Source organism: Streptococcus constellatus subsp. constellatus, from assembly GCF_023167545.1.
GTDB lineage: Bacteria > Bacillota > Bacilli > Lactobacillales > Streptococcaceae > Streptococcus > Streptococcus constellatus.
In genome coordinates, this window is record NZ_AP014647.1 from 226,748 (window position 1) to 242,804 (window position 16,057).

General features: G+C 39.2%; 15 protein-coding genes and 1 pseudogene. 10 read left to right on the forward strand and 6 right to left on the reverse strand.

What is annotated here, in order from left to right; genetic code table 11:
• Nucleotides 1-37 precede the first annotated feature (37 nt).
• On the reverse strand, nt 38-1,384 hold the full coding sequence (gdhA, locus tag SCSC_RS01195; RefSeq protein ID WP_006270617.1) for an NADP-specific glutamate dehydrogenase: 1,347 nt from the start codon (nt 1,382-1,384) through the stop codon (nt 38-40).
• A 584-nt stretch (nt 1,385-1,968) separates the two neighbouring features.
• Between gdhA and SCSC_RS01200 the strand changes: the two genes are divergently transcribed.
• Together SCSC_RS01200 and msrB are read left to right on the forward strand one after the other, a co-directional pair.
• Nucleotides 1,969-2,904 carry a dihydroorotate oxidase gene (locus SCSC_RS01200; protein ID WP_006270618.1) on the forward strand — a complete coding sequence of 312 codons (936 nt, stop codon included), beginning with the start codon at nt 1,969-1,971 and terminating at the stop codon, nt 2,902-2,904.
• A 116-nt stretch (nt 2,905-3,020) separates the two neighbouring features.
• A complete protein-coding gene (msrB, locus tag SCSC_RS01205) occupies nt 3,021-3,956 on the forward strand; it encodes a peptide-methionine (R)-S-oxide reductase MsrB (protein ID WP_006270620.1) in 936 nt (311 codons plus the stop codon).
• Between the two features lie 272 nt (nt 3,957-4,228).
• On the opposite strand, the gene SCSC_RS01210 is transcribed toward msrB, so the two are convergent.
• Entirely contained in the window at nt 4,229-5,407 is a 1,179-nt protein-coding gene (locus tag SCSC_RS01210) for an ROK family transcriptional regulator (RefSeq protein WP_006269812.1), read from the reverse strand.
• Nucleotides 5,408-5,579: 172 nt separating this feature from the next.
• Between SCSC_RS01210 and SCSC_RS01215 the strand changes: the two genes are divergently transcribed.
• From SCSC_RS01215 to SCSC_RS01235, 5 genes and pseudogenes are all read left to right on the forward strand, one after another.
• Nucleotides 5,580-6,845, forward strand: a complete 1,266-nt coding sequence (locus tag SCSC_RS01215; RefSeq protein WP_003026394.1) for a PTS sugar transporter subunit IIC — start codon at nt 5,580-5,582, stop codon at nt 6,843-6,845.
• Between the two features lie 12 nt (nt 6,846-6,857).
• A complete protein-coding gene (locus SCSC_RS01220) occupies nt 6,858-7,754 on the forward strand; it encodes a DUF7916 family protein (protein WP_006269803.1) in 897 nt (298 codons plus the stop codon).
• 38 nt (nt 7,755-7,792) lie between these two features.
• Nucleotides 7,793-8,113 (forward strand): PTS sugar transporter subunit IIB, encoded by a 321-nt coding sequence (locus SCSC_RS01225; protein ID WP_006269806.1) that lies wholly within the window; start codon nt 7,793-7,795, stop codon nt 8,111-8,113.
• Nucleotides 8,114-8,122: 9 nt separating this feature from the next.
• The gene (locus SCSC_RS01230; protein WP_006269810.1) at nt 8,123-8,446 is read left to right on the forward strand and encodes a PTS sugar transporter subunit IIA; all 324 of its coding nucleotides are present in this window, start codon (nt 8,123-8,125) and stop codon (nt 8,444-8,446) included.
• Nucleotides 8,447-8,762: 316 nt separating this feature from the next.
• Nucleotides 8,763-9,653 (forward strand): annotated as a pseudogene (locus SCSC_RS01235) (PTS transporter subunit EIIC); the annotation flags it as partial.
• Between the two features lie 46 nt (nt 9,654-9,699).
• On the opposite strand, the gene SCSC_RS01240 reads toward SCSC_RS01235, so the two are convergent.
• Nucleotides 9,700-9,861 carry a hypothetical protein gene (locus tag SCSC_RS01240; protein ID WP_006269813.1) on the reverse strand — a complete coding sequence of 54 codons (162 nt, stop codon included), beginning with the start codon at nt 9,859-9,861 and terminating at the stop codon, nt 9,700-9,702.
• 43 nt (nt 9,862-9,904) lie between these two features.
• Between SCSC_RS01240 and SCSC_RS01245 the strand changes: the two genes are divergently transcribed.
• The gene (locus SCSC_RS01245) at nt 9,905-11,170 is read left to right on the forward strand and encodes a CapA family protein (RefSeq protein ID WP_006269821.1); all 1,266 of its coding nucleotides are present in this window, start codon (nt 9,905-9,907) and stop codon (nt 11,168-11,170) included.
• 79 nt (nt 11,171-11,249) lie between these two features.
• Here SCSC_RS01245 and SCSC_RS01250 read toward each other — a convergent pair whose 3' ends face one another.
• Entirely contained in the window at nt 11,250-11,759 is a 510-nt protein-coding gene (locus tag SCSC_RS01250) for an HXXEE domain-containing protein (protein ID WP_006269820.1), read from the reverse strand.
• A gap of 14 nt (nt 11,760-11,773) precedes the next feature.
• On the reverse strand, nt 11,774-12,643 hold the full coding sequence (locus tag SCSC_RS01255; RefSeq protein WP_006269816.1) for an AraC family transcriptional regulator: 870 nt from the start codon (nt 12,641-12,643) through the stop codon (nt 11,774-11,776).
• Between the two features lie 111 nt (nt 12,644-12,754).
• Between SCSC_RS01255 and SCSC_RS01260 the strand changes: the two genes are divergently transcribed.
• Together SCSC_RS01260 and SCSC_RS01265 are read left to right on the forward strand one after the other, a co-directional pair.
• Complete coding sequence (locus SCSC_RS01260) at nt 12,755-14,194, forward strand: glycoside hydrolase family 1 protein (RefSeq protein WP_006269807.1); 1,440 nt, start codon at nt 12,755-12,757, stop codon at nt 14,192-14,194.
• Nucleotides 14,184-14,570: a VOC family protein gene (locus SCSC_RS01265; protein WP_006269802.1), complete on the forward strand. Its 387-nt coding sequence runs from the start codon at nt 14,184-14,186 to the stop codon at nt 14,568-14,570. The genes SCSC_RS01260 and SCSC_RS01265 overlap by 11 nt, the downstream gene beginning before the upstream one ends.
• 280 nt (nt 14,571-14,850) lie before the next feature.
• Here the strand turns inward: SCSC_RS01265 and SCSC_RS01270 are convergent, their stop codons facing one another.
• Complete coding sequence (locus SCSC_RS01270; protein ID WP_006269815.1) at nt 14,851-15,996, reverse strand: cobalamin-independent methionine synthase II family protein; 1,146 nt, start codon at nt 15,994-15,996, stop codon at nt 14,851-14,853.
• Between the last annotated feature and the right edge of the window lie 61 nt (nt 15,997-16,057).

The window sequence follows — 16,057 nt, forward strand, 5'->3', positions numbered from 1 at the left end:
GGACAAACCTGTCCACAGCCTTTTGTCATGTATTCGTTTAAACAATTCCTTGGGCAATCATCGCATTGGCAATATTTTCAAAAGCAGCAATGTTTGCTCCGGCTAGATAATCGTTACCAAGATCGTAGTTTTCAGCGGTTGTCTTAGCGGTGTTGAAAATATTTGTCATGATGTTTTGGAGACGACTATCAACTTCCTCACGCGTCCATGAAAGACGGAGGCTATTTTGGCTCATTTCGAGTGCAGATACAGCAACTCCACCAGCATTGGCGGCTTTAGCAGGACCATAAAGGAGATTATGTTCTTTGTAAACGGCAATAGCATCCAAATTGCTTGGCATATTGGCACCTTCTGATACACAGCGAACTCCTTGAGCAACCAAGCGTTTTGCTGCCTCACCGTTGATTTCATTTTGAGTAGCACATGGCAGAGCAATGTCAAAGGAACCTTCGTAAGTCCAGACAGAGCCTTCGTAGTAAGTGGCACTTGCTCTTTCGGCAGCGTATTCTGTCAGACGAGCACGGCGTTTTACTTTCACATCTGTCAGAAGATCAAAGTCAATTCCGTCCTTGTCAATGATATAACCATTTGAATCAGACACAGAAATGACTTTGGCACCGAGTTCAGTTGCTTTTTGCACAGCATACTGAGCTACATTACCAGCACCGGATACGACAACGGTCTTTCCGTCAAAACTTTCACCGTTTGCCTTGAGCATTTCTTGTGTATAGTAAACAAGTCCATAACCAGTTGCTTCTGGACGGATTAGAGAACCTCCAAATCTAAGTGGTTTACCCGTCAAGACACCGGCATCAAACTGACGTAGACGCTTGTATTGACCATACAGATAGCCAATCTCGCGTCCACCAACCCCAATGTCACCAGCAGGGACATCAAGAGAAGGACCGATGTATTTTTGCAATTCTGTCATGAAACTTTGGCAGAAACGCATGACTTCAGCGTCCGTCTTGCCTTTCGGATCAAAGTCAGCTCCACCTTTACCACCGCCGATTGGTAGACCGGTCAAGACATTTTTAAAGATTTGTTCAAAACCGAGGAATTTCAAAATCCCTTGGTTGACTGTTGGGTGGAACCGAAGTCCGCCTTTATAGGGGCCAACTGCGGAATTGAATTGAACGCGGTAACCGCGATTGACTTGCACCTTGCCGTTGCGATCAACCCAAGGGACGCGGAAGCTAATCACACGTTCTGGTTCGGTAATGCGTGCCAAGATATTTTCTTCGATGTATTCAGGATGTTTTTCAAAAACGGGCTCAAGTGTGTTTAAAAATTCTTCCACTGCTTGCAGAAATTCTGCTTCGTGAGCATTGCGAGCTTTCACCAGTTCAAAAGTGTTTTGGATATATTCTTTAGCAGTTGTCATAGACTTCTCCTTAAATAAGATACTAAGACCGTGAAAAACAAAAGAAAAATAGGAAATATGACGAAGAAGCGATGCTTCAAGGAATATTTATCTTTTTTCTGAAGTTTTTAGGTCGAGTTCAATTACGCTGAACATGCTAGACTTTCGTCCGAGTTCGGTTGCAATAAGATACTAAGACCGTGAAAAACAAAAGCATTCACATGACTATGTTTCTTAATATCCATGTCCGTAATTCACTATGCTCAAACGGTCATGGAAAAAATAGGTAGCCGAATAGAGATTGCTTTATATGATTAGTTAGATTTATCTCTTCTAGCTTTCAACAATCCTAGCTCCATCACAGAACGAGACTTTCGTCCAAATCAGTGTAGATTATCGTTTATTACGTGTGTCATTATAGCAGAAAAATTTTATACTGTAAAGAAAAAAGTTGAATTTTCTGAAAATTCCGACGGAGTTTGATGCCAGAATTTTGCGTATCAAAAATTTATTTGTTTATCCCGAACATTTTTTTCTTCTATTCTGTTCAAAGAGTCATATTTCTGCTTTTAGTGGTACAATAGAAAAAACTAAAGGAGTATTTCATGGTATCAACTCAAACACAAATTGCTGGTTTTTCTTTTGACAATTGCCTGATGAATGCGGCTGGAGTAGCTTGTATGACAATAGAGGAGTTAGAAAAAGTCAAACAATCTGCTGCAGGAACCTTTGTCACTAAGACAGCCACTTTGCAAGCGAGAGTAGGAAATCCTGAACCTCGCTACCAAGATGTGCCGCTCGGCTCAATCAATTCAATGGGGTTACCAAATCATGGACTAGATTACTATCTGGATTACTTGTTAGATTTGCAAAAGATAGAACCCGATCAAACATTCTTTTTATCTCTTGTGGGGCTGTCACCAGAAGAAACTCACATTCTTTTGAAAAAGGTACAAGACAGTGATTTTAAAGGATTGACCGAGCTTAATCTGTCTTGTCCCAATGTTCCTGGCAAGCCACAAATTGCCTATGATTTTGAAATGACGGAAAAAATTTTGAGTGAAGTATTTGCCTATTTCACTAAACCGTTGGGGATTAAATTACCACCTTATTTTGATATTGCGCATTTTGATCAGGCAGCAGCGATTTTCAATAAATTACCACTTTGTTTTGTCAACTGTGTTAATTCAATTGGTAACGGGCTGTATATTAACGATGAAACAGTTGTCATTCGTCCGAAAAAAGGCTTTGGTGGTATTGGTGGTGAATACATCAAACCAACTGCACTTGCTAATGTTCATGCTTTTTATCAACGACTTAATCCTTCGATTCAAATCATTGGTACGGGCGGTGTATTGACAGGTCGGGACGCTTTTGAGCACATTCTTTGCGGAGCCAGTATGGTGCAAGTTGGAACAACGCTGCATAAAGAAGGTGTAGGGGCTTTTGAGCGCATTACAAATGAGCTGAAAGCGATTATGGAAGAAAAAGGCTATGAAAGCATAGAAGATTTTCGTGGGAAATTGCACTATCTGGACTAACCACAAGTGGTATTTGGCAGTTCATTGCCACATCATTCTCAAGAAAGTTCTAATCAAATCCTTATAACATTTTAGGAATTTGTGAGAAAATAAGAACAAAGAAATGAGGTGTTTTTATGTCTGAAATTTATCTAGCAGGAGGCTGTTTTTGGGGGTTAGAAGAATATTTTTCTCGTATCAAAGGTGTGACTGCTACAACTGTCGGTTATGCCAATGGGCAGGTTGAGACGACAAACTATCAGCTGGTTAAGCAGACAGACCATGCGGAAACGGTTCATGTGACTTATGATGAAAATCTGGTTAGCTTGCGAGAAATTCTGCTCTACTATTTCCGTGTGATTGATCCGCTGTCTATCGATAAGCAAGGAAACGATGTTGGCCGTCAATACCGCACAGGTATTTATTATACAAATGACACGGATATGTCAGTCATCAATGAAGTCGTGAAAGAGCAAGAGCGGCAATGTGGTCAGGAGATTGCAGTAGAAGTAGAAGCACTGCGTCATTATGTATTGGCAGAGGACTATCATCAAGATTACCTCAAGAAAAATCCCAGTGGCTATTGTCATATCAGTGTTAATGACGCTTACCAACCTTTAGTAGATCCGAAACAATATGTGAAACCGAGTGAGCCAACTTTAAAGGAAACATTGTCTGAAGAAGCTTATCAGGTCACCCAACATGCTGCAACTGAACGACCATTCCAAAATGAGTATTTTGCAACTTTTGAAGAAGGCATTTATGTAGATGTGACAACAGGAGAACCACTGTTCTTTGCCGGTGATAAATTTGATTCGGGTTGTGGTTGGCCGAGTTTTACAAGACCAATTGCCAAAGATGTGATTAAGTATTATCAAGATAAAAGTCACGGTATGGAGCGAATCGAGGTACGTTCTCGTTCTGGAAATGCGCATTTGGGGCATGTCTTCACAGATGGTCCTCAAGACCAAGGCGGACTGCGCTACTGTATCAATTCAGCAGCACTACGCTTTATCAAAAAAGAAGAAATGGAAGCAGCAGGATATGGCTACTTACTTTCACATATGAAGTAGCGTGGGACGAACTGCCATTAGAATAAAAAAGAAGGACTGGGCAAAAAGCTTAGTCCTTTCATCTTTTATAAGTACGATTGAAATAATTTGTTATAAATATAAAAAGAGGCTGGGACAAAAGTCCGACCTCAAATATAAAAAGCGAACAAAACTAGTTTTCTGGTAATCAGAATTCTGCTTTATTCGCTTTTCGCATTTAATTATAGATTAGAAGGGCTTAATAATTAAGATTTTTAAAAATTGAAATCTTTTTGTCCCAAACTCTTTTTTACTTAAACACTCAGCAATTCTTTTTGCAGACAAAGCGCAACGCCAGCTGTTGCACCAGTGAAGTCATTGTAGGGCTCGATAATGAGTTCAGGCAAGTCTTTGAAGAGTAGTTTTGGTTGTTGTGAGATTTCTTGATAGAAAGCTGCAATGACTTTGTCATCAGTCAAGATGGGACTGTGCAGATAAATTTTCTTTGCATCAATCATCATGCTAAGGTTTAGCAGGGATTGTGCCAAATACTTAAATGCCAAATGCAGGAGATTGAGAATAGCTTGGTCTCCTAAGTTATATGCTGTGAGGATAGTTTGAATCGTGATCTCTTCTTTATCTGTGACAAGTGATTTTAAATGTGTCAACTCGGCAGTTTCAAAGATGATTTTTGCTTTTTTTATCAGCCAGCTTTCACTAGCATAAGTCTGTAAACAGCCTCTGCGTCCACAACCACAGACTTCTCCGTCAGGACAAACGACGGTATGACCAATTTCGCCGATGACAATATTGCTTTTGCCGTAGATTTTGCCATTGTACATATAAGAGCAGTGCATACCCCGTGCAAAATGAAAATAGATAAAATTCTCATCCAGTTGGTAAGCAGAAAAAAGGCGCTTTGCTAGTGCCATGCAATTGACATTATTAGAAAAGTAAATTGGAAAAGAAAACTCGTTTTTAATCTTCGCTAGATCAAATTGTTTCCATGTTTGATTGTTTGTTGTAATCAAATCATTGTGCAAATAGCGTCCAGGGATAGCTACTCCCACGGCTTGAATTGTATAGGAATTGTTCCGAAAAATGAATTGTTCAAGTAAATGACAAAATAAATCAGCGCCTTCTGCTAGAATTTTTTCCGAGGTGATGGTTGCTTTATCTTTATCAATCACATTTCCTGTATTATCACTCAACACAAAAGAAAAATATTTTTCTGATAGTTCGCAACCGATGAAATAAGAGTGCTGTTTTTTTATACCCAAGAGGATTTTCTTTCGCCCGACTTTTGTGTGTTCTTCATCTTCCCCCAGCTCATACAGCAGTTTTTCTTGGATCAAACTTCCTGTAATCGCACTAACTGTAGCAGGAGTAATGCCCGTCTCTTTTGAAATATCAATGCGAGAAATTGGCCCCTTGGCGTAAATTTTATCTAAAATAATTGTTCGTAATTCAGCTTGTTTTTTCGTTTGATTCATTATCTACCATCCTTCCCTGCATCTATTATATATTGATTATAAAAAATTATCAAATATAAGTGAAAGCGCTTGACTTTTTGGAATAATTGTTTTAAAATATAATTAAAAAGCGAGATAAAGTTGATTTTGTCTGCTATTTAATAATATATTATAATCAAAGGAGATTGTAAAGATGGATAAATTTTTACAAGCAAAACTAATGCCTATTGCTATTAAGTTGGGGAACAATAAAGGCTTAGTAGCAATTCGGGACGGCATTACGCTTGCGGTACCATTACTGTTGATTGGTTCTTTGTTTATGGTCATTGCTAGTTTTCCTGTTCCAGGATGGGAAGCTTATTTGACAAAAATTGGGGTTTCTGCCTATCTATGGAAAGGCGTGGATAGTAGTTTTGGTCTGATTGGTTTGGTAGCCAGTTTTGGGATTGCCTACTATATGAGCCGCCAATACAAAGTGGATGGGATTCCTTCTGGGATTATCTCGCTTGCTGCCTTTATCACAGTGACACCATTTCTTGCTACTAAAACAGGAAACGGTGTTCCCACAGCATTTTTAGCTTCACAAGGCCTTTTTGTAGCAATCATTCTTGGTTTGGTAAATGGTTATATCTATCAATGGTTCATCAATCATAATGTCCAAATTAAAATGCCTGATGGTGTTCCACCAGCAGTTTCAAAAAGTTTCAGCGCCATTATTCCAGGTGCAGTGATTATCACAGGCTGGTTGTTGGTTTATGCCCTTTTAGCCAGTTTAAAACTACCAAATTTGCATGCGGTAGCTCAAACTGTTTTAGGAAAACCGCTAGGTCTACTAGGTAATAATTTATTTGGTTTGATGATTCTAGTTGCTTTAAATAGTTCATTCTGGTTTGTTGGACTTCATGGAGGAAATGTTGTCAATGCGGTTATGAAACCATTGTGGCTTTCGAATCTCGATGCCAATAAAGTTGCTTATCAAGCAGGGGAAAAACTACCGCATATCTTTACCAGTGTCTTTATGGATAATTTTGTCTTCATTGGCGGTGGCGGCGCAACTATTGGCTTGGTATTAGCGATTGGTTATTTGGCGAAAAAGAGAAAATCAAGCAAGCAGATCAAAACACTGGCACCTATTACAGTGGTTCCAGGTTTGTTCAATATCAATGAGCCAACGATGTTTGGTGTTCCAATTGTCTTAAATATCTTGCTTCTGTTCCCATTCATTTTGGCACCGATTGCGAATCTCATCGTTGCATGGTCATCCATGGCAAGTGGTCTTGTACCGTTAACATATACTGACCCAGGTTGGACAACTCCTCCGATTATTAGTGGCTTACTGGCAACGGGAAGTTTTAAAGCGTCTATTTTACAAGCTGTTCTTATTGTGATTGATATTTTAATCTATATTCCATTTGTAATTACTATTGAAAAACGCTTTAAAGCAGAAGAAAATCAGTAGGGAGATGAGAATATGAAACGATTAATTAGTGCAAATCCTTCGGAAATTTTGAATATGACAGCCCAAGAGCTCAAGCAAAGCATTCAAGCGAGTGAAGGGCGAGTTGTTTTATCCGAAAATGTTGTCATTCGTGAAACCTTTATCGGAGATATTACCAATGCTGAGATTGCAAGAGCTTTTGGTGCAGATATGATTTTGCTGAATTGCTTAGATGTTTTCCAACCAGAAATATTTGGCTTAGATTGTAAAAAAGAGCAAATTGTTCACGAATTGCATCGCTTGGTAGGCGCTCCGATTGGAGTGAATTTAGAACCTGTTGATTTGGAAGTTGATATGTTGGAAGAAGTGCAAGTGATTGCTGCTGGTCGGCAAGCTAGTCAGGCTTCTTTTGAACAAATTGAAAAATTAGGCTTTGATTTTGTCTGCTTAACAGGTAATCCAGGAACAGGAGTTAGCAATAAAGAAATTATTGATGCAGTAAAATTAGCTAAGCAGCATTTTTCAGGTTTGATTATAGCTGGGAAAATGCATGGTGCAGGGGTATCTGAGCCGGTTGCAGACATTCAGATAGCTGAACAATTATTAGAAGCTGGTGCAGATGTGATTTTGGTGCCAGCGGTTGGTACAGTTCCTGCTTTCAGTGATGAAGAAATGAGAGCTGTCGTAGATCTAGTACATAGTAAAAGAGGTTTAGTCTTAAGCGCTATTGGCACTAGCCAAGAGACGTCGGATATTGAAACAATTAAACAAATCGCACTTCGTAATAAAATTTGTGGTGTTGATATTCAACATATTGGGGATGCAGGTTATGGTGGTTTGGCAGTAGTGGATAATATTTATGCACTGAGCAATACTATTCGTGGTGTTCGACATACTGTGTCACGTTTAGCAAGATCCGTTAATCGGTAGAAAAGATCGTTAACTTTAATGAATAGAAAGGAACAATTATGACTAAAGTTACCATTATGTTGGCATGTGCTGCGGGTATGAGTACCAGCTTGCTTGTTACAAAAATGCAAGCTGCAGCCGATGAAAAAGGATTAGATGCAGAAATTTTTGCAGCTCCAGCACCAGAAGTAGATGATATCCTTTCTGAGAAGAAAGTAGATGTTTTGTTATTAGGTCCACAGGTGCGCTATCTTTTAGATCAATTCACAGAAAAGTTAGCACAAAAGAATATCCCAGTTGGAGTTATCCCAATGGTGGATTATGGCATGATGAACGGTTCAAAGGTGCTAGCGTTAGCTGAGGAACTGATCGGAGGCTAGAAGATTGATATGGAAAATTCAAATTTAGAAAGTATCATGTCCCTCATTATGTATGGTGGCGAGGCGAAGAGCAATGCTTTTGAAGCGATTCAAAAAGCTAAGAACGGTCTCTTTGAAGAAGCACATGAAAAGTTAAAAGCAGCAGATGAGGCATTAGTTTTAGCACACAAGTCACAGACAGTGATGCTGACACAAGAAGCTCAAGGTGAAAAAATTGAGCTCAGTCTTTTGATGGTGCATGCTCAAGATCACTTGATGACGAGCTTAACGTTTATTGATTTAGCAAAAGAAGTTGTTGTAGTGTATGAACGACTAAATCAAATGGTTAAATAATCTAATAACATTCTCTTTAAGAACTTTGATAGGTTGAACGACTTGTCAAAGTTTTTTTAAATAATTAACAGACGATTATTTTATTTATCACCTGATAATTATTTAAAAAAGTTTTAGAAACCGCTCGCAAATCTCAAAATTTGTGCTATGCTTAATTCATGGATTGTTACTGGTCATGCAGGCAAAACCTAGACAAATACGAGATATAAGGTAGGAAAACTACTTTCTATTTGGTGTATGTTTAGGTTTTTTGTTACAGTTTTCTATATTTATATGTGTAACAAATGGCTGGCCTAAAAATTAAAGGAGGTCTATTATGGAAAAAGATTATACGGACTTAGCTCAGGATATTCTCAATCACGTCAGAGGCTGTGATAAGTTAGCAGTGTTAAGCACTGTGTAACCCGTTTACGCTTTACTCTAAAAGGTAAAAGCAAGTCAGATACTGACTATCTTATGGCGCGTGATAGTGTAATGACCGTAGTGAAGGCTGGAGGTCAGTATCAGGTTGTGATTGGAAATCATGTCCCTGATGTTTATGCAGCGGTATTGGCAGTCGGTGGTGTGCAGGTGTGGAAGCACATGAAGAAGCGGTGAAGAAAAATCCACTCGATGCCTTTATTGACTTTCAACCCTTCCTTGGTCCTTTAGCGGCAGCTGGGATTATTAAAGGTGTGGTCGCTATCCTGACCGCAATCTTAGGCTGGACAGCAAAGAACAATGGTGTTGCACTTGTCTTGACAGCAGCAGGTGACGGATTCTTCCAATTCTTACCGATTATGATTGCTCTCAATGCTGCTCGTAAGTTCAAAATGAATGACTTCACTGCATTAGCAATTGCAGCGGCTCTAGTCTATCCGAACTTGGAAGCTACTATGACAGCTTTGGGGAAAGTTGGAGCAGTAAACTTCTTTAGTATTCCATTGATCTTGCCGACAGGAGACTATCTGTCAACGGTTATTCCTGCTATTTTGGTAGTTTGGGCAGCATCTCACATAGAGAAATTCATGAAAAAAATCACGCCAGACTTTGTCAAAGTGTTCATGGTTCCATTCGTGACTCTTATATTGCAGTATCTTTGACCTTCTTACTTGTGGGACCAATCGCTAATACAGCTTCTAGCTTGATTGGTTCTGGTTTGACAGCTATTCAAGGTTTCAGACTGATTCTTTATGGTGTGCTGCTGGGTGCTCAGTTACGACTCCTATCATTGTTACCGATACAGCTAATTATAAGGCAGTTGAAGCGCTAGCTCATGGTGATGTACGGATAGGCAACGCATTATTAAAAGTAAGTAAATAATTTAAGAAAAAGGACAAGTATTTATACAGTTTCAAACAGTTGGTCGAAAAATCCAATTGAAGAACAGTATAATCTGCTTCGTCCTTTTTATTATTTATCATTTCTTGCGTCATGTTTGCTTCTTTGTGCTACAATGTAGATAGAGGAGAATGGAACATGAAAAGATCAGAACGAAAAATACAGTCAGCAACTAATTGGCAGTTTATTTTAGGCTTGCTTTGCGTAGTGTTTTTAGTAGCAAGTGGGATTTTATTAGCTGAGAAAATAAACGATAGTGTTAAGATTAAGGCAAAGCCGACAAAAACAAATGTTGTACAAAAGAAAAAAACGTCCTCTTTCCCAAACGGTGTACAGACGGCTCGTATCATGGCAAATGGAGATTTGCTGTATCATGACCTTCTATATATGAGTGTCTTACAGTCAGATGGGACCTATGATTTCACAGAAAATTATCAATATGTCAAGCCTTGGTTGAAAAAGGCGGACTTGGTATTAGGAGACTTCGAGGGGACTATCCGACCAAATTATCCTTTGGCGGGTTACCCACTGTTCAATGCGCCAGAGTCGGTGGTGTCAGCTATCAAAGATGCTGGTTATCAAGTTGTGGATTTGGCACACAATCATATTTTGGATTCTCAATTGAAAGGTGTTTTTTCAACGGCAAAAGCATTTGAGCAGCACGGAATTACACCGATTGGGGTTTATACACATAAAAATAGGGACAAAACCTCACTTGTGATTAAAAAAGTGAATGGGATTAAAATTGCGCTCTTAGCTTATTCCTATGGATTTAATGGCTTAGAGGAAAATCTCTCTCAGGCAGACTATAATCATCATTTGTCGGATTTAAATGAAGAAAAGATGAAAAAAGAAATTGAGCGAGCCGAAAAAGAGGCTGACATTACCGTTGTCATGCCACAAATGGGCGTGGAATACAAGCTTGAACCGACAGAGGAACAAGTCACTCTTTATCATAAAATGATTGAATGGGGAGCGGACATTATTTTTGGAGGACATCCGCATGTCGTTGAGCCGTCAGAAGTCGTCACACAAAATGGGCAAAAGAAATTCATTATCTATTCTATGGGAAATTTCCTCTCCAATCAACGAATCGAGACGATGGACGGTGTGGAAAATAAGAAATGGACAGAACGCGGCGTGCTCATGGACGTGACAGTTGAGAAATCAAAGAAAGGGACGATTATCAAGAAGGTACAGGCACATCCAAGTTGGGTTAGTCGTGTGGCGAAAGGGACGTATTCACCAGAAGGCTATCCTCTCTACACCTACCAGACCTATATTTTAGAAGATTTCATTGAAGGTGGAAAATACCGTAATCAATTAGACCAAGCCACCAAAGAACGAATTGACACAGCTTATCAGGAAATGAATGAGCATGTAAATTTGAAATGGGACAAATAGTTGAGATTAAAATAAAAAGCGCTTAAAAGAGTCTTGCAGCAGACAATGTTTAAGCGTTTTTTAGATATTCAAAATGGCTTTAGTTTAACCGGGCAGAAAATTGTTTTCCTAACCAAAGTGCAAAAAATAGATTGCTGATAACGATGAGAACGCCAATGAGACTGAAAACAAGAAGTTCAATTGTGTTGATATGAAGTAAAGTGGTGGTTTTCCAAATGATAATACTGCTAACAGGTAAACACAAGATAGAGGTTGCAAGAGCTGGTATATAGCGCCTAATCCAGATAGCTTGCAGGATATGAAGCACCAGATGAAGAGCGAAAGCGACGAATCCACCCAACCAGATGAGGTAAAGGAAGCGAGTATGGTAAAAAATAGCAAAGAAAGAGACAAAGAAAACCACGACAAATTCTTCTGCTACAGCTAGTGCGAACCCTTCTGTGGATAAGTCTTTGTGGGCCTTTAGAATGACCGTGGCTTTTTTGACCAGTAGCTGCTCATTCCGCTGTAGCCATGGTATGAAACCAATGATTTCTTCTAAATCATGAAAAATGAAAAGCAGCGGAAATAACCAGATAATATCTTTCATGGAGTCCCTCCTTGTTATTTTTTACGATATTGACTAGGAGTTAGTTGGTAATACTTTTTAAACTGCCGATTGAAGTTAGAGAGGTTGTTAAAGCCAGATTGGGCAGCAATTTCTAGGACGGGTAAGGTAGAATGCTGCAAGAGTTCAGCCGCTTTTCGCAAGCGAAATTGAATTACATATTCTATACAAGACACCCCCAAATGTTTTTTAAAGAAATTCATGAAATGCGTATCGCTGTAACTACAAATTTTGGCAAGTTGGTCAATAGTGAGCTCTTCTTGATAATGAGCGCTGATATAGTCAATAATGGTACGGATTTTTTCTTCCTTGCGATAGCCTTCTAAGGTTTGCTCTTTTGAAATGACATAACCATTTTCAAATAAAAGATAAAAGAGTTGATTGAGCTGGGCTTTGAGTTGAAATTCAAAATATTTTGTGCGATAATAGCCTATTTTCATAGCATCAAGTAAACATTGCCGAATGTCTGTATAGGCTGGTTGATTAGGCTTGATGACGTGTACAAAATCTAATTGTCCATTGTAAAGTGGCTGCAAATAGTCAATACTGGCTTGGTCCATAGTAGAATAGCCCATCAAATCCAAATGAAAGTTGAGAGCATCCATGTAATGGCGGCGATTTTCAATCGGGTGAATCGAGTGAAGAGCATTGGGACGAATAAGGATAATATCACCTGCTTCACTATTAAAGTAATCATAATCAATGTGAAACTGTGCTGTCCCCTCATGGACGTAAATCAGTTCAATATCCGTATGCCAATGAAAGAGAATGTCTGGTTGACCATTTCGGGTAATGGTTCGTGTGAGAGAGTACGGAGTACCTTGGTTTTTGTAAACGATATCTTTATGTAATGTTCCCAGATCCATAAGTGTAGCCTCTTTCGTAGAATAATACCAATTTATAAGAGAATTGTGCTAGAAAATACTCTTGCCTAAGATTATAATATAATTAAGTGAAAAATAAAAGAGGTAGAAGCCATGGGTAAATTTCCAGCAGATTTTCTTTGGGGTGGTGCAACAGCTGCCAATCAATACGAGGGTGCTTACGATGTGGACGGTAAAGGTCTTTCGGTTCAAGATGTGACGCCAAAAGGTGGCATACCAGCTAATGCAGGTGATCTCAATCCTTTGATTACAGATAAGCCAACAGCTGATAACCTAAAATTGGAAGGAATTGACTTTTATCATCGTTACAAAGAAGATATTGCCCTTTTTGTAGAAATAGGCTTCAAGGTTTATCGTACTTCTATTGCTTGGTCACGGATTTTTCCAAATGGTGATGAAACGGAGCCAAATGAAGCAGGTCTAAAGTTTTATGACGACCTTTTTGATGAATTGGCCAAATATAACATTGAACCTTTGGTGACTTTGTCACATTATGAAACACCTTTGCATTTGGCGCGTCAGTATAATGGTTGGGCAAATCGTGATTTGATTGGCTTTTATGAGCGCTATGTTCGTACCGTCTTTACTCGTTACAAAGACAAGGTGAACTATTGGTTGACCTTTAATGAAATCAACTCTGTTCTTCATGCGCCGTTTATGAGTGGAGGGATTGCAACTCCAGTAGAAGAATTGTCCAAACAAGATCTTTATCAAGCTGTTCATCACGAACTAGTGGCATCAGCTCTTGCAACTAAAATTGGGCATGAAATCAATCCAGATTTTAAGATTGGGTGTATGGTGCTAGCTATGCCGACTTATCCGATGACGCCAAAACCAGAGGATGTACTGGCTGCCCGTGAGTTTGAAAATCAGAATTATCTCTTTTCAGATATTCATGCGCGTGGTAAATATCCAGCATATATGAACCGTTTTTTCAAGGAAAATGGAATCAAGATCCAATTTGCACCAGGTGATAAAGAATTGATGGCAGAGCATACCGTAGATTTCGTCTCCTTCTCTTATTACATGAGTGTGGTTGCTGCCCATGATCCGGAAAGTTATTCTTCTGGTCGTGGAAATGTGCTGGGTGGGTTGCAAAATCCTTATCTAACTGCTTCAGAATGGGGCTGGCAAGTGGATCCAATTGGTCTGCGTCTGGTTCTCAATGCTTTCTATGACCGTTACCAGTTACCACTTTTTATCGTAGAAAATGGTCTTGGTGCGAAAGATGTCTTGGTAGATGGTCCTGATGGTCCGACTGTTGAAGATGATTATCGCATTGATTATCTTAAACGGCATTTACAGCAGGTCGGCGAAGCAATTGAAGATGGTGTTGAACTCTGGGGCTACACCACTTGGGGCTGTATTGACCTTGTGTCTGCTTCAACAGCTCAGATGAGCAAGCGGTACGGATTTATCTATGTTGATCGAAACGATGATGGAACAGGGACTTTGGCTCGCTATAAGAAGAAATCATTTGATTGGTATAAAGAAGTTATTGCAACGAATGGAGGAAAACTCTATGAAGATTGAGCACGCAGCCCTTTATGTTCGAGATTTAGAAGGAGCTAAACGCTTCTTTGAAACATATTTTGAAGCGAAAAGTAATCAGCTTTACCATAATAAAAAAACAGGTTTTCAGTCTTACTTCCTCAGCTTTGACGAAGGGGCGAGATTGGAAATCATGACTCGAAAGGAAGGTTTAGCGGAGAACAACCAAGAACTTCTCTTTTTGGGGTATCACCATTTGGCATTTAGTCTAGGAAGTAGAGAAAAGGTAAATGAACTGACAGCGAGGCTTCAAGCAGACGGCTATCAGCTTTTAAGCGGACCGCGTCTGACAGGTGATGGTTACTATGAAAGCTGCATTCTGGCTTTAGAAGGCAATCAGATTGAATTGACAGTATAATTTGATAAATTTGCTCCTTATAAAAAAGGCCGAATCTTTCGATTCAGTCTTTTTCAGATTACACAAATGAATTGAAGAATTGTAACAGAGGGGCAAGGGAAAATGGTTGAAGTGTAGATTATTGTAGTTTTGTCTTCAAAAATTTCTCAATAGAGAAATCATTTTAATAGTATTCTTTTTCAGTGGTATTTATTGGCTGGAAATCAAAAAGACAAACCTCAAAAAGAAGTTTGTTTTCGCGTTTTTGTCAGTGTTCGCTAAATAGTCATGTGCTTGCAGTTTAACCCCAAAATTTCTTAGCAATTTCTTGGCCTTGTTTGATTTTGGCCCATTGCTGCGGGATAGCCAACTCATTGCCAGAATCACAAGAAGCAAAACCGCATTGATGGGACAGCAGCAAACGTTCCTTAGGCAAAATGGTGCTGGCTTGTTCTAATAACTTGAGAACACGTTCTTCATCATCAAGATCAGTTGTCTTACTGGAAAGGAGTCCAAGAACAACCTCAGCATCTTTATCTTTAAGAGAAGCAAGGGCTTTCAAATCACCTGAGACGTCACTGTCCCATTCTAAGAAGAAGCGGTCATAGTGTTGCTCACGCAAGAATTTTTCCGCAATCGCTTCATAAGTTCCGCCTGAGGCAGAACGGCTTTCATAATTTCCGCGACAGTTATGTGTCCAAACTTTGAGTCCTAATTGATGACCGTAATCAGCTACTTCGTTATTGATCGCAATAAATTCATCCGCTAAGTCAGCTAGCGCAGCATTGCCATCAGCAAAAAACGAAGCAGGATTTGATTCATCAAAAAGTTCCCAAAGGCAATCATCAAACTGGATGATTGCCCCGCCAGCTTCCTTGTATTCTGTCAAGAATTCCTTGTAGGCCTTGATAAGACCAGCTTTTAATTCGTCATTGGTTTTGTAAACTTGCCCTTCACCAGCAAGTTTATCAAAGATAGCCAGTTCAGTATAAGCATGCGCAGGTCCCCAAATCGTTAATTTTGTTTGCGTATCACCAGCTTCTTCCTTGAGCAGTTTGTAACTATCTAAGAAATGATGATTTTTACCTGAAAGTGGCTGTCTAATGCGAATACCGATGTCTTTACGTGTTTCGTACTGTCCGCCATCATGGTCTTTAAAAGTGTAGCCGTGGTCTGCAATGTAACGTTCAATACCTTTAAGTCCCCAAATAAAATCTAAATGCCACATGGACTTAGAATATTCACCATCTGTCAAAATATCAATACCATTTGCCTTTTCATCAGCAATGACCTTTTTAATCTCTGCTGTTTCTGTTTCACGATAACCCGGAAAACTATCATAAAAAGGATACTGAATGTCATCACGATGTTCAATTTTATTTTTATAATTAAGCAGATCAGCTGGACGAAGAAGAGATCCAACTAGTTGGAATTTTGATTGTGTCATATACATGCCTCTTTCTAGATTTCTTGCTTTTTATTGTACAAAAGCTGAGCATGTTTGAAAA